This is a genomic window from Pseudomonas sp. AAC, from assembly GCF_000725445.1.
Lineage (GTDB): Bacteria > Pseudomonadota > Gammaproteobacteria > Pseudomonadales > Pseudomonadaceae > Pseudomonas > Pseudomonas citronellolis.
Genome location: NZ_KL647104.1, coordinates 34,137 through 54,189, shown reverse-complemented (window position 1 = coordinate 54,189; position 20,053 = coordinate 34,137). Strand labels below are relative to the sequence as shown.

21 protein-coding genes and 1 pseudogene are annotated in these 20,053 nt (G+C 57.8%); 14 read left to right on the top strand and 8 right to left on the bottom strand.

From position 1 onward, the window contains the following. Positions 1-72: 72 nt before the first annotated feature. Entirely contained in the window at positions 73-474 is a 402-nt protein-coding gene (locus FG99_RS30160) for a MerR family transcriptional regulator (protein ID WP_043273922.1), read from the bottom strand. Between the two features lie 67 nt (positions 475-541). Between FG99_RS30160 and FG99_RS33035 the strand changes: the two genes are divergently transcribed. Genes FG99_RS33035 through FG99_RS30135 form a run of 5 tightly spaced genes read left to right on the top strand, consistent with a single transcriptional unit; the run spans position 542 to position 3,514 of the window. After that, the gene (locus FG99_RS33035; protein WP_081884771.1) at positions 542-1,495 is read left to right on the top strand and encodes a cation diffusion facilitator family transporter; all 954 of its coding nucleotides are present in this window, start codon (positions 542-544) and stop codon (positions 1,493-1,495) included. Between the two features lie 18 nt (positions 1,496-1,513). Next, complete coding sequence (locus FG99_RS30150; RefSeq protein ID WP_043273921.1) at positions 1,514-1,939, top strand: copper chaperone PCu(A)C; 426 nt, start codon at positions 1,514-1,516, stop codon at positions 1,937-1,939. 11 nt (positions 1,940-1,950) lie between these two features. Then, on the top strand, positions 1,951-2,385 hold the full coding sequence (locus tag FG99_RS30145; protein ID WP_043273920.1) for a disulfide bond formation protein B: 435 nt from the start codon (positions 1,951-1,953) through the stop codon (positions 2,383-2,385). Further along, positions 2,382-3,047 (top strand): DsbA family protein, encoded by a 666-nt coding sequence (locus FG99_RS30140; protein ID WP_043273919.1) that lies wholly within the window; start codon positions 2,382-2,384, stop codon positions 3,045-3,047. Before FG99_RS30145 ends, FG99_RS30140 begins: the two co-directional genes overlap by 4 nt. Before the next feature lie 5 nt (positions 3,048-3,052). After that, on the top strand, positions 3,053-3,514 hold the full coding sequence (locus FG99_RS30135; RefSeq protein WP_043273918.1) for a methyltransferase family protein: 462 nt from the start codon (positions 3,053-3,055) through the stop codon (positions 3,512-3,514). A gap of 374 nt (positions 3,515-3,888) precedes the next feature. Here FG99_RS30135 and FG99_RS31815 read toward each other — a convergent pair whose 3' ends face one another. Beyond that, entirely contained in the window at positions 3,889-5,151 is a 1,263-nt protein-coding gene (locus tag FG99_RS31815) for a HEPN/Toprim-associated domain-containing protein (RefSeq protein WP_065327973.1), read from the bottom strand. 243 nt (positions 5,152-5,394) lie between these two features. On the opposite strand from FG99_RS31815, the gene FG99_RS30130 reads away from it, so the two are divergent. The 9 genes and pseudogenes from FG99_RS30130 to FG99_RS31810 all read left to right on the top strand — a co-directional run bounded on the left by FG99_RS30130 (position 5,395) and on the right by FG99_RS31810 (position 14,019). After that, positions 5,395-6,099, top strand: coding sequence for a hypothetical protein (locus FG99_RS30130; RefSeq protein ID WP_051879444.1), 705 nt, complete (start codon positions 5,395-5,397; stop codon positions 6,097-6,099). Positions 6,100-6,161: 62 nt separating this feature from the next. Beyond that, positions 6,162-6,869 carry a TIGR03759 family integrating conjugative element protein gene (locus FG99_RS30125; protein WP_081884769.1) on the top strand — a complete coding sequence of 236 codons (708 nt, stop codon included), beginning with the start codon at positions 6,162-6,164 and terminating at the stop codon, positions 6,867-6,869. Further along, positions 6,854-7,411: a lysozyme family protein gene (locus FG99_RS30120; RefSeq protein WP_043273916.1), complete on the top strand. Its 558-nt coding sequence runs from the start codon at positions 6,854-6,856 to the stop codon at positions 7,409-7,411. The genes FG99_RS30125 and FG99_RS30120 overlap by 16 nt, the downstream gene beginning before the upstream one ends. Further along, on the top strand, positions 7,408-7,914 hold the full coding sequence (locus FG99_RS30115) for an integrating conjugative element protein (protein ID WP_043273914.1): 507 nt from the start codon (positions 7,408-7,410) through the stop codon (positions 7,912-7,914). Before FG99_RS30120 ends, FG99_RS30115 begins: the two co-directional genes overlap by 4 nt. Positions 7,915-7,923: 9 nt before the next feature. Beyond that, positions 7,924-8,154, top strand: coding sequence for a hypothetical protein (locus FG99_RS30110; protein ID WP_141678572.1), 231 nt, complete (start codon positions 7,924-7,926; stop codon positions 8,152-8,154). A gap of 5 nt (positions 8,155-8,159) precedes the next feature. Then, positions 8,160-10,385 (top strand): type IV conjugative transfer system coupling protein TraD, encoded by a 2,226-nt coding sequence (traD, locus tag FG99_RS30105; protein ID WP_043273912.1) that lies wholly within the window; start codon positions 8,160-8,162, stop codon positions 10,383-10,385. Between the two features lie 10 nt (positions 10,386-10,395). Further along, complete coding sequence (locus FG99_RS30100; RefSeq protein ID WP_043273911.1) at positions 10,396-11,142, top strand: TIGR03747 family integrating conjugative element membrane protein; 747 nt, start codon at positions 10,396-10,398, stop codon at positions 11,140-11,142. A gap of 393 nt (positions 11,143-11,535) precedes the next feature. Further along, positions 11,536-12,969: a basic amino acid/polyamine antiporter gene (locus FG99_RS30095; RefSeq protein WP_043274007.1), complete on the top strand. Its 1,434-nt coding sequence runs from the start codon at positions 11,536-11,538 to the stop codon at positions 12,967-12,969. Between the two features lie 310 nt (positions 12,970-13,279). Then, positions 13,280-14,019, top strand: a pseudogene (locus FG99_RS31810) (transposase). A gap of 482 nt (positions 14,020-14,501) precedes the next feature. Here FG99_RS31810 and FG99_RS31805 read toward each other — a convergent pair. From FG99_RS31805 to FG99_RS30065, 6 genes are all read right to left on the bottom strand, one after another. Beyond that, a complete protein-coding gene (locus FG99_RS31805; RefSeq protein ID WP_081884768.1) occupies positions 14,502-14,708 on the bottom strand; it encodes a co-regulatory protein PtrA N-terminal domain-containing protein in 207 nt (68 codons plus the stop codon). A gap of 189 nt (positions 14,709-14,897) precedes the next feature. Beyond that, a complete protein-coding gene (gene copD / locus FG99_RS30085; protein WP_043273910.1) occupies positions 14,898-15,836 on the bottom strand; it encodes a copper homeostasis membrane protein CopD in 939 nt (312 codons plus the stop codon). A gap of 3 nt (positions 15,837-15,839) precedes the next feature. After that, entirely contained in the window at positions 15,840-16,226 is a 387-nt protein-coding gene (gene copC, locus FG99_RS30080) for a copper homeostasis periplasmic binding protein CopC (RefSeq protein WP_043273908.1), read from the bottom strand. A 69-nt stretch (positions 16,227-16,295) separates the two neighbouring features. Then, positions 16,296-17,171: a copper resistance protein B gene (locus FG99_RS30075; protein WP_371263894.1), complete on the bottom strand. Its 876-nt coding sequence runs from the start codon at positions 17,169-17,171 to the stop codon at positions 16,296-16,298. A gap of 162 nt (positions 17,172-17,333) precedes the next feature. Beyond that, positions 17,334-19,118 (bottom strand): copper resistance system multicopper oxidase, encoded by a 1,785-nt coding sequence (locus tag FG99_RS30070; RefSeq protein ID WP_043273905.1) that lies wholly within the window; start codon positions 19,116-19,118, stop codon positions 17,334-17,336. A 287-nt stretch (positions 19,119-19,405) separates the two neighbouring features. Beyond that, positions 19,406-19,951 carry a cupredoxin domain-containing protein gene (locus FG99_RS30065; RefSeq protein ID WP_043273904.1) on the bottom strand — a complete coding sequence of 182 codons (546 nt, stop codon included), beginning with the start codon at positions 19,949-19,951 and terminating at the stop codon, positions 19,406-19,408. Between the last annotated feature and the right edge of the window lie 102 nt (positions 19,952-20,053).

Sequence of the window (20,053 nt, the reverse complement as noted above, 5' to 3'; positions counted from 1 at the left end):
CATGAAACCCTGAAGCCCAGAATATCCCCCCAGGGGGGATACGACAAGTGACGCCCTCAGCGATTCAGCGATTCAGCGATTCAGCGATTCGATGATCCGACACTCCTCGATCACCCCGCCGTGGCAGCAGGCGAGCAGCCGCTGCAATTCCTTCTCCAGCTCCTGCAGGTCGCGAATGCGCGAGCGCACCTGCACCAACTGCTCCGCCACCTTGGCGTCCACCGAGGCGCAGGAGGCCTGGCGGTGGTCAGAAAAGCCCAGTAGCTCGCGGATGTCATCCAGGCTGAAGCCCAGTGAGCGGCTGCGCCGGATGAATTGCAGGCGATCCCGCTCCTGCGCGCTGTAGAGCCTGTAGCCCGACGGCGTGCGAACCGGCGGCGCGAGCAGACCCTGCTGCTCGTAATAGCGAATGGTCACCGACTTGGTATCCGTGGCCCGTGCGAGCTGGCCGATGGTGAATTGGGCATCGTTCATGGCTCTTGACCTTATAGCGACTATAAGGTCCATCCTACCCGCTGAATCGACCGAGCGGGAGTCCACCATGGACAGCTGTTGCGAAAACAAAGCCGGGGAACTGGCACAACTGCGCGCCAAACAGGCCCGCGTGCTGTACATCGTGCTGGCGGTCAACGCCCTGATGTTCCTGGTGGAATTCGCCGCAGGCTGGATCGCCGGCTCGACAGCCCTGCTGGGGGACTCCCTGGACATGTTCGGCGATGCTTCGGTCTATGCGCTGACCTTGTTCGTCCTGCATCGCAGCGTCCGCGCTCGGGCCGGAGCCGCGCTGTTCAAGGGCGGCTTCATGTTGCTGTTCGGCCTGGTGGTGGTGGCCGATGCCGTTCGCAAACTCCTGATACAAGAAGTTCCAGCAGCGGACTGGATGGGCGCCGTAGGATTGCTCGCCCTGCTGGCCAACGGCTGGTGCTTCTACCTCCTCTTTGCTCACCGTTCCGACGACCTGAACATGCGCTCCACCTGGCTCTGTTCGCGTAACGACCTGCTTGCCAACTCCAGCGTGATCGTAGCGGCCGGGCTCGTGGCAGTGACCGGCAGCCTGTGGCCGGACATCATCGTCGGTCTGGCCATCGCCGCGTTGTTCCTGCACTCGGCCTGGCAGGTGATCCGCGAAGCCTTGGCGGAGTGGCGAGCCAACCCAGCGCCACGGGCAGAAGCGGTCGTTGCCACCAGCAGCGCTGCCAGCGCGGGGGTCTGTGGCGGAACCAATACAACCACCGACACCTGCTGCGCGCCACCCGCATCCCAGAGCAAGGGCTGCTGTGACGAGCAGAGCGGCGCCGCTACTGCGACGGCCGTAAAAGCCACTGCCTGTTGCGAACCGGCGCCGGCGAAAGCACTCAGCTCGTGCTGCGCCGAGCATACGACCTCCTGCAGCGAGCCGGTAAAAACGACGCAGAGCCCATTGCTCGGCATCAGTGAGCCGGCCAAGAACACCGCCGCAGAAGTCTCTTGCTGCGGATCGCCTAAAAACCCCTAAGGGATGAGGACCGAAAGGATGCGATACGCTTGCACGCTATGCCTGCCATTACTACTGACCTCGATGTTTGCCCAGGCCGCCATCGAGGTCGGCGATGCCCGAATCAGGATTCTGCCTGGCGACCTGCCGGCAGCCGGCTATTTCACCCTGACCAACGATAGCCCGACGTCTGTCACCCTCGAAGGCGCCGAAAGTCCTGCCTTCGCCAGCGTGATGATGCACCAGAGCGTGCAACGCGACGGCACCGCCAGCATGCAACACCTCATGCAGGTAGAAATCCCGGCCAACGGAAAACTCAGCTTCGCGCCCGGCGGTTATCACTTGATGCTCATGCAGCGCCAGGTGCCACTGGCCGTGGGCGACAAGGTGCAGATGACCTTGAAGTTCAGCGACGGGCAGCGAGTTCCTGCGACCTTCACCGCCGTCCTCCCCGGCAGCGATTGAGGGTGCCCGCCATGACTCAAGCTCTCAGCTCGCGCGCCTGGTATCTGCTGCTCTTTGCCTGGCTGGTGGCACTGGTTTCGACGCTCGCAGCCCTGTTCATCGGCGAAGTGCTTGGCCAACAACCCTGTGTGCTGTGCTGGTACCAGCGCATCCTCATGTTCCCGCTGGCGATCCTACTGGCGATCGCCTGCTTCCGATCAGACTTCGAGATCTGGCGCTATGCGCTGCCACTGTCGGTGATCGGTGGCCTATTCGCCCTTGGCCATAGCCTGCTCTATGCCGGCATCATTCCTCAGCAGATACAGCCCTGCAGCCCCACCGGTCCTTCCTGTACCGACGCCAACACGACCTTGTTCGGCGTGATTCCGCTGCCCTTCCTGGCGCTCCTCGCCTTCATCCTGATTTCCGCCACCCTGCTCATCGTTCGCCGGAGAACCACGCCATGAATCGCCGCGCCCTTGTCGTGACCATCTGCGTGCTGCTACTCGGCGTCTTCGCTGCGGCGGCATACGTCTTCAAGCCTCAGAAAACATCGGAATCGGCCCTTGAGACAACGTCAGCAACGCCGCCCGCCTCGGTGAAGAACAACTTGGTTCGCTTCCATTCGCCCTCCTTCGGCCGGGCCAGCGCCCCCGTCACCATCGTCGAGTTCTTCGACCCGTCCTGCGAGGCCTGCCGCTCCTTCTACCCCTATGTGAAGAACATCCTCGCGGAGGACACCCAGAACGTGCGCCTGGTCCTGCGCTACGTACTGTTCCACAAGGGCTCCGAGGAGGTGGTGCGGATGCTCGAAGCCTCGCGCAAGCAGAACCTGTTCCCGCAGGTGCTGGAGGTGGTCCTCAAGGCGCAGCCACAGTGGCATGACGACGCCACCGCCGCCGCAGCCTGGGACGCTGCTGCCGCTGTTGGGCTGGACGTCGAGAAAGCCCGAAAGGACATGTACGCCCCGGCCGTCGATGCGGTACTCGCCGCCGACAAGCAGGACGTCCAGACCGTTGGCATCAAGTCCACACCCACCTTCTTCGTCAACGGCAAGCAACTGATGCAGTACAGCCCGGACGTGCTGCGCCAGATGGTTCGCGAAGAAGTCGCCAAGAGCCGGAACTGAAGATCATGGCGTGGCTCGAGCATCGCATCCCGCCCGTTGTGCTGATGCTGGTCTGCGCCTTGCTGATGGGATTTGCCGCCAGACTGCTGCCGCCCCTGGAGGTGTCGCTGATCTGGCGGCTCCCGCTGTCTCTGGCCATCACGGCTACGGGCACCGCTATCTGCCTCACGGGCGTTCGCTCGTTCCGGCGGGCAAGGACAACGGTGAATCCGCTGAGCCCTGACTCGGCCAGCGATCTAGTCACCCAAGGGATTTACCGACTGACGCGAAACCCGATGTACCTAGGATTCACCCTGATGCTGGTGGGCTGGGCAGTCCTGCTCGCTTCGTTCTTTGCGTTTGTAGGTGTCGCAGCCTTCGCTCTCTGGATCGATCGTTGGCAGATTCGTCCCGAGGAGCGAGCGCTTCAAAGCTTGTTTGGCGATGACTTTGCTGAGTATTGCTCTCGCACCCGACGTTGGATTTAAGAAACGCACTTCGGATGGAGTGCTGCGGCTCTAGCCGGCTGAACGTGCTATGGGGCGTTATATGCGGATCGCGGCCACGCAGTAAATGCGTCAGATCTGGTAAAAGTAACTGGTCAAATCGAGTGTAGTCAGGTGGCCAGATAAGCGCAGATGCGCATTAGGACAAATTACGTCTCAACCACTCTGGTTCTTAAACCCAATTTCGCTTGGTATCCTGCCATCTGGAGTCGGTACATTATCGAGCTTGCGAATAAGGCTCTCCAGTTTTTCAAAGGCCTGCCAGCGGACGAATTCGAGTTCTATCGCGTAAGCAAGGCTGTAAGCCAACGAAGGGATGCTCCCTCTATAATCACTCCGTTGCGAGATTAATAGCCTCACAGCACTGGTCCTTGCGCCATGAGAACGCATTCTTTCTGCAATGCATCAAGCACAGCGCCAACTTTGTGAAAGTCGTAATTTCTACTTTTTATTTCCTCAGCAGTAAGGGACATAAAATCCCTTGTATACGACTCCTTAAAATCCAAAGAACCATGATACAACTTTAGTGACTGCTTATAATTAGTCCAAGCAACACGAGCCGGATTATATCCCGGCAGCTCAAGATCCAAATAACACTCAATTGCAGCCGCCTTACCATTAATATTAGCCATGCCCTCCCCTTCCGGCCCAAACACCGGGAAATCTTCAAAATCGACAAGATCAGGCAAACACATCCTACGCATATTACTCGGGAGCTTTAGCCTTCCAACCTTGCCATAAGCCTCCACTCCTTCAGCATCATTATCGAACACAAAAACAATCTGGTTTTGAACATCAATATTAACTAGACCTTCTGCAAACTTTGTCAAACCTCCAGTTCCAGAGAAGGGATGGCCTGCGGCATCAATAAATTTGAAAAAATCTGCCACATCGGGCCTAAGGATACTAAGCGCTTGGGAAATTATCAGCGCGTCGGACGTTCCCTCTGTGACAACTAGAATTTTATCTGCTCTTTCGACCCCGGCATTGAAATCACTTTCACTTGCCCATCCAGCATCCACCAAAGGGCCGTATTCCCAAACCACCTCGCATCTAAGATTATCTGAGTTCTCACAAAGCATCCGCATAAACAAATAAGGATGCAAAAAATCTATAAGCGTCCGAAAATAACTTAGCTCAGAATAAAAATTATTATCATAACCCTCAATAGTAGGAATTCTCTCCAGCCGTGGATCATGCAATAAATTCCCCTTCATCCACTCAAAATCCACACCTCCATCATAAATATCCTCAAAGGTCTCAAGAGGCCGCGACTTAATGAAAGCCAGGAGTTCTTCAAAACTCATCGGAGAGGCTTCCCCTTCATCCAAATCAACTATAGAGGAAAGATAATTCTCGTACTCGAACTTTGCTCGCATCAATGTATAACCGAGCAACTCCAGCCTCGGCTTGACGTGCCTCAAAGTTCGTCTAAACGCCCACTCCAACTCAGCAGAATCATCCTCCAGACCATCTCGCGCACCATAATCACTAATACTTCGACCACGAGTTCTTTTTCTATCAACCTCCTGAAATAGAGCGCCGTGATTTATCCCAACATGATTTTTGGAATAACAGAGTTCCAACCCTCCGACATCCAATGTGATTACAGTTCCCACTGTCCAGCTCCTCTGCCACATGCCCCAGCTAGTTTTTCTCTACAGAAAAACTGAGATGGGCCTCAATGAATATTAAAGATAGTTCCCCTTCCTAATCTAGGAGCCGCGGTCCCAACGTCACGTCAAGAAGGTCATCTTAAGGTCAACCAACATCAGAAAAAATCCATGCGGGTGGGCTACGCATTTCTTGCTGCAGCCATCCCCCTGATGCGCGAGGGTGTTTCCGGCTTCGAGAGGACACCCATGAACCTGCGCCCTACCCGATCATCGCTGCTCATCACGATAGGATTTCTTGCCCTCGGGGGCCTCGCGGCTTACCAGCAGTACCAGTTGGTCAATATGCGAGGCTCCTTGGAAGGTGCTGCCGAAAAAACGTCGATCAACGCTCTTCTCAGCCGAGTGGGCAAGCTCGACGAGCGAGTCGACACCTTCGCCGGCCAGCACATGGTCAGCGATGAGGATTTCCGAGCTGCCCAGCAGGCGCTATCCAACCGGATAGACGCGGCTCAGGCATATGCCAAACAAGCAGCCGACAACGTGAGCCAGCTCGCGCAGACGTCAGCCTCTGCAGGGGACATCGTTTTACTGAAGGCCGACCTGGAGACACTCAGCAACTCCGTCCAGGAGCTGAAGAGGCCGCAAGCCCAACCGGCCTCAGCACCGGCCCCAACCAAGAAACCCGCTGTCGCGAAAGCTAAGCCCTCCCCTCCTAAAGCCAAACCTTCTCCGCCGGAACCTCCGCCGTTCCACATCGTGGGCATCGAGTACCGAGGAGGCGAACGCTTCCTCTCGGTCGCCCCACCGGGCAGCACGCGGTTGAGCCAGATCTACCTGATTCGCCCCGGCGACGCAGTCGCCGGCACTACCTGGCGACTCAACTCTCTCGACGACCGAGCCGCTCGGTTCGACGCCGCCGGCACAACCAAGACCATCAGCCTGCAGCCATAGGTCCGACCATGCATAAACGAGCTCTCAATCACTTCGCAATAGCAGCTGCCTCGGCGTGCTTGATGCTGGCAAGCATCTGCACGTCGGGCGCCGAGCAAAGCTCCCAGTCCGCCGCCTCGCAGTGGCAACACACAGCAGAACAGAACCTCGGTCAGCAGGCCCAGCAAGACCAGTTGGCCCGTGAATGGGGGCTCACTGAGCAGGAATACGAGCGATATCAGCTGCTGATGCAAGGTCCCCGCGGAATCTACTCCCCAGGCCTTGACCCGCTGACAGCGCTGGGCATCGAGGCGCAATCGGACGCGGAGCGGCAACGGTATGCCCAACTGCAGGTGCAAGCAGAACGACAGCGTGTCGAAAAAGAGCTTGCGTACCAGCGTGCCTACGACGAAGCCAACACCCGCATGTACCCGGGTGAAAAGGTCATCCAGATCTCCCCGAGCTCCAGCCGCAACGGCGCGGCCGGCAAGGCAACCCTGGAGAGCAGCGGGCGCCTGGCAGTCTTTGTGAAGGACGATTGCGCTCCGTGCATCGACCAGGTGCGCGCGCTGCAGACCGCCAAACGCTCCTTCGACCTGTATTTCGTAGGTAGCCAGGGCGATGACGATCGAATCCGGCGCTGGGCGATCCTCGCCGGCATCGAGCCGGCAAATGTGAAGAGCCGGCAGATCACGCTCAACCATGACCAGGGCCGCTGGCTTGGCCTGAGCCTGGGAGGTGAGCTGCCCGCTGCCGTCATGAAGGTCAACGGACAATGGCAACGCCAGTGACCCGCTTCCTTGCCCTCGTCACTGCGCTGCAGCTCTGCGTATCAGCCCGCGCCGCCGAAGAGCCACCACCGGCCTATCAGACGATAGCGATCGCGCATGGCGTACCGTCGGTAGTCCTCTACTCCGTCGCGCTGCAGGAGAGTGGCGCGCGGATCCGCGACCAACTGGTGCCATGGCCCTGGACGCTGAACGTCGCCGGCGCCGGCTATCGGTTCGCCACGCGGAAAGATGCCTGCCAGGCGCTGATGATCGCTCTCGTCACAGCCGGCCCCGCTCGTGTCGACGTCGGACTCGGGCAAACCAACATTGGCGCGAATGGCCATCGCTACAGCTCCCCCTGCGAAGGCCTCGACCCCTACAAGAACCTGGCTGTTACTGCCGAAATTCTCAGCGAGCAAAAAGCGAAGGGAGGCAGTTGGATCGACGCTGCCGGTCGCTACCACCGGCCTGCCGGTGGCGCACCAGCTGCGCGCTATCGCGAGTCGTTCGCCCGCCACCTCAGCCGAGTAACCGGCATCAACCTCCTGGTGACCAACCCATGAAGCTTCCGCTCGCGCGCTGCCTGGTCGCGCTCAGCCTAACCTTCCCTTACACCCTGGCATCCGCTGGCCAACTGGTTGTCCTCGAGGATCATGGTGGTGTTTCCGCCCTCCCCTACTACCAGGACCTCGTACCTGATCCGGCTGACGCCCAGCGCCCTCCACTACAGGGCGTCCAAATGGGCGGAGCCTTTCCCGTTGTAACGCCGGAGATGACTCCCGGCCTAGTTCAGGGCCGGGTGATCAACGCTCCAGGGCTCCAGCCCCTGTTCCTGGTTGGGGACGATGAGCGTTCCAGGACCTGGCTGCAGCAGCACCTGCAGCAGCTCCAACAACTGCAGGCGGTAGGGCTGGTAGTAAACGTCAGCGGGCCGAGCCGTCTGGCCGAAGTGAGGAAGTGGGGACCGGGCCTACAACTGCTCCCCACGCTGGGATCGGACATCGCCGGTCGACTCGGCCTACGCCACTACCCCGTCCTCATCACATCGACCACCGTCCAGCAGTAGGAGGCGCTCTTGTCGTCGCTCAACTCTCCACGCATGACCCTGATGATCGAATTGCCGAAGGACGTGCGGCGCCAGGACCTCATGCTCGACCAGATGCAACACGTCATCACCCTTTTCGGCGGCCGCGTTGCCTGGAGAACCGAGGACGACCTCCTAGCCATGCTCCAGCGTCTGCGCGAACGGCTCGCAACAGGAAACCAGCAGGATCCTCAACAAAGCATCACGTCTCCGGGGAGCTAATTGCCATGGCCGCCACGTATACGCTGGATGCGCTACTGCGCCCTCCTGTGGAGCTATACACCACCACCATCAGCTACATGGCCGCGGCGCTCTGTGTCCTAGCGCCCTGGGCACTAGCCCTTACGCCGCTCTTCGGCTTGATCGCTGCGCTGATGTTCGCCTACCTGGGAACGATCCGGCTGATGCAAGCGCTTCGAGTTCTTCGCTACCAGAAGAACATCCGTCGACTACCGCACTACACGATGACCAGCGCCGAGATGCCCATCAGCAACGAGCGTTTGTTTATCGGCAAGGGATTCCGTTGGACTCAAAAGCATACGCAACGCCTGGCTGATACCTACCTCCCTCAGTTCGCCCCCTATGTAGAGCCATCGCCCTTGTACCAGCGCGCGCGGCGCCTCGAGGAGCGACTGGAGTTCGCACCATTCCCGCTGAGCGTTCTGGCCAAGGCCACATCGTGGGACTCATCCTGGAACCCAGCGCGGCCTCTACCACCCGTTGGAGGCCTGCCACGGCTACATGGTATCGAGCCAGAGGAGCACGACGTCAGCTTGGCGCTGGGGGAGCGGCCGGGCCACACGCTTGTTCTGGGCACAACTCGGGTGGGCAAGACCCGACTCGCCGAGTTGTTCATCACCCAAGATATCCGTCGAACCCATCGCCGGCGCCGGCGCGTCCAGATGGGGCGGCGTACCCAGACCGTTCACCATGGCCACCGACGTCGGCGCGAAAGCGAGCAGCCCGATCACGAGGTCGTAATCGTCTTCGATCCGAAGGGCGATGCCGATCTACTCAAGCGCATGTACGTCGAGTGCGCCCGTGCGGGAAGACTGGATGAGTTCTACGTCTTCCATCTGGGCTGGCCCGACATCTCCGCCCGCTACAATGCTGTCGGGCGGTTTGGCCGCATTAGCGAAGTGGCGACTCGCATCGCCGGGCAACTGTCTGGCGAGGGGAACAGCGCGGCATTCCGAGAATTTGCCTGGCGATTCGTCAACATCATCGCCCAGTCCTTGGTCGCCCTGGGCAGGCGTCCGGACTACGAGCAGATCCGCCGGCACGTCATCAACATCGACGAACTGTTTGTGGAGTACGCGCAGAAATACTTCGCCGATCACGATCTCAAGGCCTGGGAAGCCATCGTGGCCATCGAGGGCAAGATCGACCGGAAGACTCTCAGCTTCGCAATGAAAGACCGGCCGCTGCGGGTGGTGGCCATCGATGCCTACCTTACGCAGAAGCGCATCTCGGACTCCGTCATGGATGGCTTGCGCAGCGCAGTGCGCTACGACAAAACCTACTTCGACAAGATCGTCGCGTCGCTCTTGCCGCTCCTGGAGAAACTCACGACCGGCCGGATCGCAGAGCTGCTCTCACCCGACTACCTGGACCTCAACGACTCGCGGCCAATCTTCGACTGGATGCAGGTCATCCGGAAGCGCGCTGTCGTCTACATCGGGCTCGACGCCCTGTCGGATACCGAGGTGTCCTCGGCCGTCGGCAACTCGATGTTCAGCGACCTGGTCTCGGTTGCCGGCCACATCTACAAACATGGTCTCGACGATGGCCTTCCCGGCGGCCAGGCCGCAGGCAAGGTGCGTATCAACCTTCACGCCGACGAGTTCAACGAGCTGATCGGCGACGAGTTCATCCCCATGGTCAACAAGGCAGGCGGAGCCGGCATCCAGGTGACCGCGTATACGCAGACCCTGAGCGACATCGAGGCCAAGATCGGCTCCCGGGCAAAAGCTGGCCAGGTCGTGGGTAACTTCAACAACCTGTTCATGCTACGGGTTCGTGAGACAGCTACGGCCGAGCTGCTGACCAATCAGTTGCCCAAGGTGCAGATCTACAACAGCACGCCGGCGAGCAGTGCGAACGACTCGGTCAACGGCAAGACGGCGTTCACCTCGAATACCCACGACCAGGTGCAGATGACCAGCGTGCCAATGATTGAGCCGGCACACGTGGTAGGCCTGCCAAAGGGACAGTGCTTTGCGCTCATCGAAGGCGGAAACCTGTGGAAGATCCGCATGCCACTACCTGCCAACGATCCCGACGAGGTCTTACCGAAGAACCTGCAGGAAATGGCAGCAGGCATGCGCAAAGGAGCGACATCCAACTCCGGGGAATGGTGGGAGGCCCCCGGCTACCAGAACATCAACGATGGGCTCCCTGCCGACCTGGTCGACGATTTCCGTCACCTGGGCGGCAGCGACGAGGCGGCTTGAGAGATGAACCATGGCTGAAATCGCTGAACGAGCCCAGACCCAGCAGGAGCGCCCAGAGTCCCTCCTGCGTACGATCATTGGCCTCCCCTTCCAGCTCGCCGGCGTGCTCTTCGGCTCGTTGCTGGCAGCGGTGGTAGTGGAGTGGCTCTGCCTCTACTTCTTCTGGCCAGAGGCTGGCTGGCAGCATGCCCAGGAAATGCTCAATTACGAGCTGGGATGGCTGTCCCAGGGACTTCTGCACAGCGTTCTGGTCCAGGAACCCGGCCACACGGCGAAATGGATCGTGGGCCTGATCTACGAGTGGCTGATCGTGAAAACCGGCCTCTTTGACTGGATGCAAGGGATGTCCTCGGTGGCGCAGGCAGGCCCCAGATCGGAATTCGACGTCCGCTACCTCGCCGCCCAGGGAGTGTCCACCGTGCAGACCTATGCCCTGGCCGCACTCTTCACAATTCTGACCTTCTGCGTCAGGACAGTGGTCCTGGTGCTGACGATCCCGCTCTTCGCCATGGCGGCCTTCACCGGTCTAGTCGACGGACTGGTCCGGCGCGACCTGCGTAAGTTCGGCGCCGGCCGGGAGTCCAGCTACCTGTACCACAAGGCCAGAAGCACGATGCTTCCCTTGGCGATCCTGCCCTGGACGCTGTATCTCGCCATACCGATTAGCATCAGCCCTCTCCTGGTCCTGCTGCCCTGTGCATCGCTGCTGGGTGTTTCGGTCAGCATCACAGCTGCCAGCTTCAAGAAGTACCTCTAAGGAGCACAATATGCAGTGGACACCAGATCAACAGCCCATCATTGGATCGCGAGCCAACAAGCACAATAGATTGGCATTCGCCGGCACTGGCAAACGACCACGCTAGCAGGCTGCGAAATAGCACCTCACATGACCAGCGATTGCATCCGATTTGATCAGCCAACCGCATTCGTGTTGACAGCCTCGCGAAGAGGCGACCGGCAGAGCAAGCCTGTGGGTTCAATCCGTGAAAGCAACACGCCTAGCCCAGTTTAAACGGAGAGGGCTTGGCAGCATCTGCCTCATGCCCGCTGCGTGTTAAGTCTGTGACTATACTCTGCGCCGGCCTAGCGACCTGCGTCGCTCAGCTTCCGTAAGCCTTTACTCTGGTAGCCAAGGACATTGGAGATCAACGTGAGTGAACGCCCCGCCACCAAGCTCTCTCTGCTTGCGCTTTTCGCGATGGTTGTCGGCTCCATGGTCGGTGCTGGCATCTTCAACCTGCCGGGACGCTTCGCCACCGCGACCGGTCCTTTCGGCGCCATCATCGCCTGGGCGATCGCCGGCACCGGAATGTACATGCTGGCTCGGGTGTTCCAGACCCTGGCCGCGAAGCGCCCGGACATCGACTCCGGCGTCTTCGCCTACGCCAAGGCCGGGTTCGGCGACTACGTAGGCTTTCTGTCGGCATTCGGCTACTGGCTGGGCAGTTGCCTGGGCAATGTCTTCTACTGGGTGCTGATCGGCTCGACGCTCGGGCGCTTTTTTCCCGAAGTCTTCGGCGATGGCAGCAGCGCCCCGGCCATCGCCGTCTCGCTGGTCGGCATCTGGCTGTTTCACTTCCTCATCCTGCGTGGGGTCGAGCAGGCCGCCTACATCAACACCGTGGTGACCATCGCGAAGATCGTGCCCATCTTAGTGGCCATCCTTTCGTTCATCTTCTTCTTTCACTACGATCAATTCGCCGAGAACTTCTTCGGTGGCACCGGCATGCCGGAGAAGCCCCTCCTGCAGCAAGTGCGGGACACGATGCTGATCACCGTCTTTGTGTTCATCGGCATCGAAGGGGCCAGCGTCTACTCGCGCTATGCGCGGACTCGCTCGGACGTTGGTCGCGCCACCATCCTGGGGTTCGTCGCCGTTACCGGCCTGATGGTGGCGGTAACCCTCCTGCCATACGCCGTAGCGCCACGGGCGGTCATCGCAGGGGTCTCCAACCCTTCGTTGGCGGGGGCCCTGGAGCTGGTCGTCGGCCACTGGGGGGCGGTGTTCATCTCGATCAGCGTCCTGGTTTCGGTCCTCGGCGCCTACCTCGCCTGGTCGCTTATCTGTGCTGAAGTGCTGTTCGCCGCCGCAGGTTCAAAAGACATGCCCAGGGTCTTCGGGACGCAGAACGCCAACGCGGTTCCGGCCAACGCCCTCTGGCTCACCAACGGGGTGGTTTCCTGCTTCGTCATTTCGACATTCTGGTCGCGCGATGCCTTCAACCTCATGCTGGACATGACCAGTGTCACTGCACTGCTGCCGTACCTGCTGGTTGCCATCTACGGCGTACAGGTGGCGCGCGGCGGCGAAGGCTACGAGCACGCTTCCGGCGAGCGAGGCCGCGACCTGGTGATCGGTGCGCTCGCCGTTATCTACACCCTGTTCATGTTCGTGGCTGCCGGGCTCGAATATGTTCTGCTGATGGCAGTGCTCTGCCTGGCCGGTACGGTGCTTTATTTCTGGGCCAGGAAGGAGCAGAACGCTCGGCTGTTCTCCGGTGTCGAGTTGATGATATTCGTAGTGACGATTGCTGCCGCTCTCGGCGGGATCTATGGCTTGGTGACCGGCACCATCAAGATCTAGGACCCGCAGACGCCCCATGCATCTCTTTCAAACCCGTTTCCGAGGCAATACGTAGTCGCTTGAGTCGCTCTGGCGCATTGTGTCGCATCGGCAGTTGCAGGCACCTACTCGGATGGTAGGTCGCTTTCATGCGTCCATTTCAGAATCCGGCGGCGCTCAAGAGAAATCTCGGTTGAAGAATCACAGTTCCGTCCTCGCGGATGAAACACCGCTACGAAAAAGCTTGCGGGCTAAACTTTCGCCGTCCGCTTCTGGCCCAGGCCGTGTAAAAAACGTGGCTGGTGCTCTTGCTGTCCTGCCGTCGGCAGTCATAGCGGGGCAGTCCAAGAAGCGTTTCATCCACGGCGAGCATCGAGGTCAATGCACACTGCTGCCCGAGAGCCTGGATGATTACGTCGCGGCCCCCAATCCGGTGCGAATAGTCGATGTGTTCGTCGATGAACTCGATCTTGGGCGGATGGGCTTCGGCCACGTGATTCCCGCCAAAACTGGCCGCCCTGCGTATCACCCGGCCGTCCTGCTGAAGATCTACATCTACGGTTACCTCAACCGCATCCAGTCGAGTCGCCGCCTCGAGCGTGAAGCACAAAGCAACGTCGAGTTGATGTGGCTGACCGGACGCCTGATGCCGGACGTCAAGACCATCGCCAACTTCCGCAAGGACAACGGCAAAGCCATTCGTGTTGTCTGCCGGCAGTTGAGAAAGGCCTGAAGCTGCACCGTTCCTAGAGTTCGAATCGCCAAGGCTGTGCGTTGAAAGATCAGTGCACACCGAGTGCGCTGCGGCGAGTGAGTCGCTGGGAACACGAGTCGGTGATCGACGCGATTCAGTCCCGCCTGGATCAGTTACCGGAGATGATGCGCATCCGCCGCCAGACAGTGGAGCATCCTTTCGGCACATTGAAGGCCTGGATGGACGCCACCCATTTCCTCACCAAGACGCTCAACCGCGTGAGCACGGAAATGAGCCTGCATGTGCTCGCCTACAACTTCAAACGGGTGCTGAACCTGCTGGGCAATAGTGCGCTGATAGCGGCAATGAAGGCCTGAAACCCCATTGGCAGCCTTCCGAACGCGTCGCACAGAATCGTGGAAGCAGCACTTGCCAAATCAACTGAATGCCCATGATGGACACACCAGGCCTCCAAGAGGCCGCTGGATATCGTTAAAATCAATCCATGTCCGGCCTATCCAGTGCTCGCTGTGTTTTTACACAGCTTGGTCCACGAAGGGACGTTTATTTAGGCCCGCTTTCAGGCTCCTATTCTGACTATCCCTGCTTCGCCGATCCCGTAGCTCGGTGGTAAACCCTACCAAACTTTTTAAGCACGGGATCGACCACCAAAATGGTACGTATCAAGGGGCACCCGGCAGCATCGGGATGCCTGTCGGTTTAGACACCGTTACATACGTATGGCAACTTTCTTTGGCTGCATCGCCGTAGAGCTTATCCTCACGACCCCATCGGCACATGGACGCATTTGCCCATCAGTGCTCGACGGGCGTGAGGAAGCAGCGAGACAACGAAGTGCCTAGCACTTGCTGTGTTCATTTCCCTTTAAATCGGACTCTGCTACGGGAGAAGATGCCTTCTGCTCTTTATTAACTAGAGAGTTTTCAACGAAGGATTGGCGGATTTTTTCCATCTTGGCAAACGTGCGATCCCCACCACTCTCGGCCATGGCTAGAGAAGAAGCAGCAAAAACAACAATTGCCACAAGAGTTTTGAATGAGTTCATATATTGGTCCTTGCTAATATTCATCCGTCATTTGACGGCTTGAGCATTATGCTCAAGGACATAGTAGCCAGGGCATACTGTTGGGAAGCTGAGGCCAAAATTACATTTTGGCAATTTTCAACCCACTCAGACGATCAGTGCGAGTCTCGCGGAATTGCTGAGTCACGCTTGCAGAAAGTAAATTCAATATCATTCGATAGCCATGTCCATTTCAGGGCTCAGTGTTCCGAACCAAGCTACGAGACTGACAATGACAATCGCCACTGCGAACTCAAGAATGATACTGCGCTGTAGCGCATTAATTGCAGGAGCATAACTACCAGTCTGCAACGACCGATCTAGCAAAGGACTGAGGTGATAGCGGTTTGCTGCAGCAAGCACTAACATCGCAACAAAGAGCGCGACCTTGATTGTCAGCAATAAACCGTACGTGCTCTTTACCAATCCACCAATTTCCGGACCAATTATTAGCACATAATTAGCGATGCCAGTAACTGTCAAGCTAATAACGATCAGAGCTCCTGCCTTCTCGAAACCTGTGAGCGTCCGCGACAACAAGCGGAGATGCTGCTCACCTTCAAGCTTCTTGGAGCGGAGTAGCAATACGAAGGCTACCAAGGCGCCCAGCCATCCCCCTGCACCGAGAAGGTGGGCAATGTCGCTGGTAAAATGCACATAGCGCAAGATACCCTCATCCATAGCGCCGTGCCCTGTCCAGGCCAAGCTAGCAAGGGCGATAGCACCTAGTGCGGATACTGCCAGCAGACTCAATGTTGGCGCGCGCCTGTTGAACAGGGCAGCGATCGCTGCCAATACCAAGGCCGCGACCCTGACTATCCAAGTCAACCCGACATCGGTGCCCGCTAAGATCATCTCTAAAATATGGCGATGTATTTCGAAGAAACTGGAAACACCGCTCATCACCTTAGCCATCTGAAGCATTGCAGCTACAGATAGCAAGATACCGATCAAGGCGGCCCACACCAATATCGACTCGAAGTTGAATACCGCCCCGCTGACCCGCTCTTGTCCCTTAAGGCTGTACAGGCCGAACAACGCCAAACCGAAAAGCATAATCAGATCAACATACAGGGCGAAGCGTAGAGCGATAGTGACGGGGTCGCCCATGACTTACTTCACCTTGAAGGTAACAGCGCCAGTAATCGGGTGCGTATCAGAAGAAACGGCCCGCCATTGGACCTTATAAGTACCGGTGGTGAGAGGAGCTGCCGGCGTGATGAGCATCACTTTCGGATCGGTGCCGCCCGAGACAGCTGCTTTCACGCCCATGGGGGAGGAGTGAGACATGCCTGGCATTTCAGTCATGACAAGCTTGGCGCCAGAGAGTTGAGTCAGCAGCGTTTCTGAGAAGTGCAATTCGATCTTGCCCGGAGCCTCGACGACACTTCCCTCAGCGGGCGAGGAGGAGAGCAGCTTGGGGTGTGCCTGGGCTGCCGTACTCAGCAGCACTCCCGCCCCGAGCGCAGCCATGACGGCGAACGTTTTGAGATTTTGCATGCAAGACTCCTCGCGGCTAAAACCGCTATGTTTATTTAGGAAGAAACACGGAAGGGGTGAAATAGCCAGTTAGAACCACATACGTACACCGAGGACCAGGCGTGCCTCGCTGGCGTCCTCCCCCTCTTCGCGGGCGTAGTCCGCTGTTTTTCCGTAGAGGTGGTTCCAAGTAACGCCTATGTAGGGCGCGAACTCCCGGACGACCTCGTAACGAAGCCGCAGCCCGATTTCTGAGTTAGAGATACCTGACCCGTTACCACGTTGCGGGTCATTCCGGCCGTAGAGGTTCAATTCGGCGGTCGGCTGAAGGATCAAGCGATTGGTCAAGAGGATGTCGTAATCTCCTTCGAGCCTCAGAGCGCTTTGGCCACCTTCCCCCAGGAAGGCAGTTGCCTGGGTTTCGAAGTCATACAGGGCCATCCCCTGGACGCCAACGGCTGCCCAGGTTTGTGGCGAGCCAGGTTTGAAGTCCTGCCGCACGCCGCCAACTACGTCCCACCACGGACCGATGGAGTGCCCCCACAGGGCCTGCAGCTCAGCGTTCTCGGTAACCCCATTGAGTCGCTCCCCTTCGGAGCGCAACCACAGGCGATCAATATTGCCACCGACCCAGCCGTTGGCCTCCCAACTGAGGGCACTACCTTGATCGGCGTCCTGCCACTCCAACTTATCAATGACGAATAGGGAATTGAGTGCTTGTCCCATATGGTGGTCCATGCTGCCCTTGTACACAGCGGCACGATCAGCATCGGTCAATACAGGAATTGGCGTGCGGCTTTCCGTTGGTGCAGCCGGTTGCATTCCTTGCATATCGGAGTAGTCCGCATCCTGCATCTGGGAATGATCCATGCCCTGCATCTGGGAGTGGTCCATACCCTGCATCTGGGAATGATCCATGCCCTGCATCTGGGAATGATCCATACCCTGCATCTGGGAATGATCCATACCCTGCATCTGGGAGTGATCCATGCCCTGCATCTGGGAGCCATCCATGCCTTGCATCGGCTCTTCAGCGTGGGCACCCGCCAAAGGGAGCAAACTCACCCCAAGGACTGCGATGCTGGCTAAAACGGAGTGACGGGTCTGTTCGAGGTCCATGCTGTTCTCCTATTCCTGCACTCGCACTTCACGGAACATGCCCAGTTCCATGTGATACATCAGGTGGCAGTGATAGGCCCATCGACCAAGCGCATCAGCCGTCACGCGATAGCTGCGCTTCGAGCCCGGCGGCATGTCGATGGTGTGCTTTCTCACCATGAAGTTGCCCTGTTCATCCTCCAAATCACTCCACATGCCATGCAAATGGATGGGGTGCGTCATCATGGTGTCGTTAACCAGGGTGATACGAACACGCTCGCCATACTTGAGGAGTAGCGGCTTGGCATCAGCGAACTCAATGCCATCGAACGACCAGGAGAACTTCTCCATGTGGCCGGTCAGGTGTAGCTCGATGGTTCGGGATGGGACTCGTCCGTCAGGATCTTCGAATGTGCTCTTGAGATCGGCGTAGGTCAGCACACGCCGGCCATTGTTACGCAAGCCAATACCCGGATCGTTGAGCTTCGCCGTAGGGGTCATGGTCTGCATGTCGACCAAGGGATTATCGGCCTCGGACGCAGGGTGGGATTGCATCTGTGCGCCCATCCCCTGCATCTGGCTGTGATCCATGCCACCCATGTCGCCGTGGTCCATGCTGGACATATCCATACCCGCCATGCCGCCGTGGTCCATCCCGGACATATCCATGCCCGCCATGCTTCCATGGTCCATGCCTCCCATCCCCATATCGTCCATGGTGATTTGTGGGCGGGGATCTAGCGCCGGAACTGTCGCACTGATTCCTTCCTTTACCGCAAGCGTGCCTCGGGCGTAGCCGGTACGGTCCATCGATTGAGCAAAGATGGTGTATGCGGCCTGGTCTGTCGGCTCGACAATGACGTCATAGGTTTCAGCAACGGCAATGCGGAACTCATCAACACTTACCGGCTGGACTGGCTGCCCATCTGCAGCCACTACTGTCATCTTCAGTCCGGGAATCCGAACATCGAAGTAGGTCATTGCAGAGGCGTTGATGAAGCGCAGTCGGACCTTTTCTCCGGGCTTGAAAATGCCGGTCCAATTGGTATCAGGTGCGTGACCGTTGACGAGATAGGTGTAGGTATAACCACTTACGTCGGCGAGATCGGTTGGGCTCATCTTCATTTCAGCCCACATTTTTCGGTCGGCGACAGTTTTCGACCAACCCTTCTCGCTTACATCATCAATGAAATCCCCGACAGTGCGTTTATGAAAGTTGTAATAACCAGAGTCTTTCTTCAGCTTGGCAAGGACACGACTGGGATTCTCATCCGACCAATCGCTCAGCATGACGACATAATCACGGTCGCAAGAAATTTTCTCTGGCTCTTTGGGGTCGATAATTAACGGCCCGAAAACGCCAAGCTGCTCCTGGAAGCCAGAGTGGCTATGGTACCAGTAGGTACCATGCTGATTGACCTTGAATTTATATTCGTACATGCCATCGGGAGCAATTCCCTGGAAACTTAAACCCGGCACACCATCCATGTTGGCTGGGAGAATTATTCCATGCCAATGAATGGAGGTATCTTCCTTCAGGCGATTACGAACGCGGAGTGTAATCGTGTCACCTTCGCGCCAACGCAAAGTTGGCCCAGGAAGCGATCCATTGATGGTCATTGCTGTACGAACTGCGCCAGTCAGATTGACTGAAGTTTCACCAATGAACAGGTCGAACTCGGTACCGGCAAGCACGGCCGGTTGAGTCGGGCTGGTAAGGGCCCAGACGGGGGTGCGCCACAAACCGAGACCACCGAGAATGCCTGTCGCCGCAAGGCCCTTAACGAAAGTCCGTCTTGACGTTTTGTTCTGCATTCCACTACGACCCTGCTTGAAGAGAGCTCTTAGGAACCAATTTCTGGGGCCATTTTCGAGCCATTATGAAGTGGACTTCATTTCGAGCCTGACGATCAGAGGCTCAGATGTCCTTGAAAAATTTGCCATATTTAGGCAGTCGCGATGATTACATTTCTGTAAGGATCAGCCTTGCCGCTACCTGCCGGGGCTCGCAGGGCGTAGCCGCACGCGGCCAGCATCGCTGTTAGCCGCCGGCGGGAGCTCTACTCCCTACCCACAAGCCTGCAGCGCAACCTCGCCATCCACTAGTTTATGGCAATCTGCCCTACCATCCCTTTCTGGTAATGCCCTGGAACGTTGCACGCAAATTGCAGCCCCGATGTTTTACTAAATGTCCAAACCAGTTCCTTGGTTTGACCTGGTTCAATTAAAACGCTGTTGGCGTCATTGTGGTTCATGCTGGGCATGCTCATGCCATGCATGTCACCTTCCATACCCGCCATATCGTGCTCGGCGTCGTTAACTTTCATTGCCGTTAAATAGCCACTCTTGAACATCTCCACCATTTCCTTCTGGTGCTGCACGTGCGCCGCTGCCTTGCCCAGATTGAACTCATGAAGAACCAGCCCTTCGTTTTTCAATACAAATCGAATGGTCTCGCCATTTTTTACATCTATACGAGAAGGCTCGAAGTAGAGATCCCCAATCTTAATCTCAACTGTCCGATCTGCTTTCTCCGGCGCGCTGCGACTTCCAAAATCGAAATTCACTGCCTTTTCACTGGCCATCGAAACTGCAGAGAGAAAGAGTAAAATCCCCGCAACTAGGAAATTCCAAAATTTAGTACCCATAGAACACCTCTCAATAGAAGTTTAATTCCAGGCCAGCTCAGTTAAAAAATTATGCTCTTGGCATCAGCTCTTGAGCGCGTACTGATTGCTAAAAAATCGGCG

Bases quoted from the DNA above. Each gene is read 5' to 3' on its own strand.
- FG99_RS30160 (WP_043273922.1), bottom strand. From the start codon at position 474: ATGAACGATGCCCAATTCACCATCGGCCAGCTCGCACGGGCCACGGAT.
- FG99_RS33035 (WP_081884771.1), top strand. From the start codon at position 542: ATGGACAGCTGTTGCGAAAACAAAGCCGGGGAACTGGCACAACTGCGC.
- FG99_RS30150 (WP_043273921.1), top strand. From the start codon at position 1,514: ATGCGATACGCTTGCACGCTATGCCTGCCATTACTACTGACCTCGATG.
- FG99_RS30145 (WP_043273920.1), top strand. From the start codon at position 1,951: ATGACTCAAGCTCTCAGCTCGCGCGCCTGGTATCTGCTGCTCTTTGCC.
- FG99_RS30140 (WP_043273919.1), top strand. From the start codon at position 2,382: ATGAATCGCCGCGCCCTTGTCGTGACCATCTGCGTGCTGCTACTCGGC.
- FG99_RS30135 (WP_043273918.1), top strand. From the start codon at position 3,053: ATGGCGTGGCTCGAGCATCGCATCCCGCCCGTTGTGCTGATGCTGGTC.
- FG99_RS30130 (WP_051879444.1), top strand. From the start codon at position 5,395: ATGAACCTGCGCCCTACCCGATCATCGCTGCTCATCACGATAGGATTT.
- FG99_RS30125 (WP_081884769.1), top strand. From the start codon at position 6,162: ATGCTGGCAAGCATCTGCACGTCGGGCGCCGAGCAAAGCTCCCAGTCC.
- FG99_RS30120 (WP_043273916.1), top strand. From the start codon at position 6,854: ATGGCAACGCCAGTGACCCGCTTCCTTGCCCTCGTCACTGCGCTGCAG.
- FG99_RS30115 (WP_043273914.1), top strand. From the start codon at position 7,408: ATGAAGCTTCCGCTCGCGCGCTGCCTGGTCGCGCTCAGCCTAACCTTC.
- traD (WP_043273912.1), top strand. From the start codon at position 8,160: ATGGCCGCCACGTATACGCTGGATGCGCTACTGCGCCCTCCTGTGGAG.
- FG99_RS30100 (WP_043273911.1), top strand. From the start codon at position 10,396: ATGGCTGAAATCGCTGAACGAGCCCAGACCCAGCAGGAGCGCCCAGAG.
- FG99_RS31805 (WP_081884768.1), bottom strand. From the start codon at position 14,708: ATGAACTCATTCAAAACTCTTGTGGCAATTGTTGTTTTTGCTGCTTCT.
- copD (WP_043273910.1), bottom strand. From the start codon at position 15,836: ATGGGCGACCCCGTCACTATCGCTCTACGCTTCGCCCTGTATGTTGAT.
- copC (WP_043273908.1), bottom strand. From the start codon at position 16,226: ATGCAAAATCTCAAAACGTTCGCCGTCATGGCTGCGCTCGGGGCGGGA.
- FG99_RS30075 (WP_371263894.1), bottom strand. From the start codon at position 17,171: ATGGATCATTCCCAGATGCAGGGTATGGATCATTCCCAGATGCAGGGC.
- FG99_RS30070 (WP_043273905.1), bottom strand. From the start codon at position 19,118: ATGCAGAACAAAACGTCAAGACGGACTTTCGTTAAGGGCCTTGCGGCG.
- FG99_RS30065 (WP_043273904.1), bottom strand. From the start codon at position 19,951: ATGGGTACTAAATTTTGGAATTTCCTAGTTGCGGGGATTTTACTCTTT.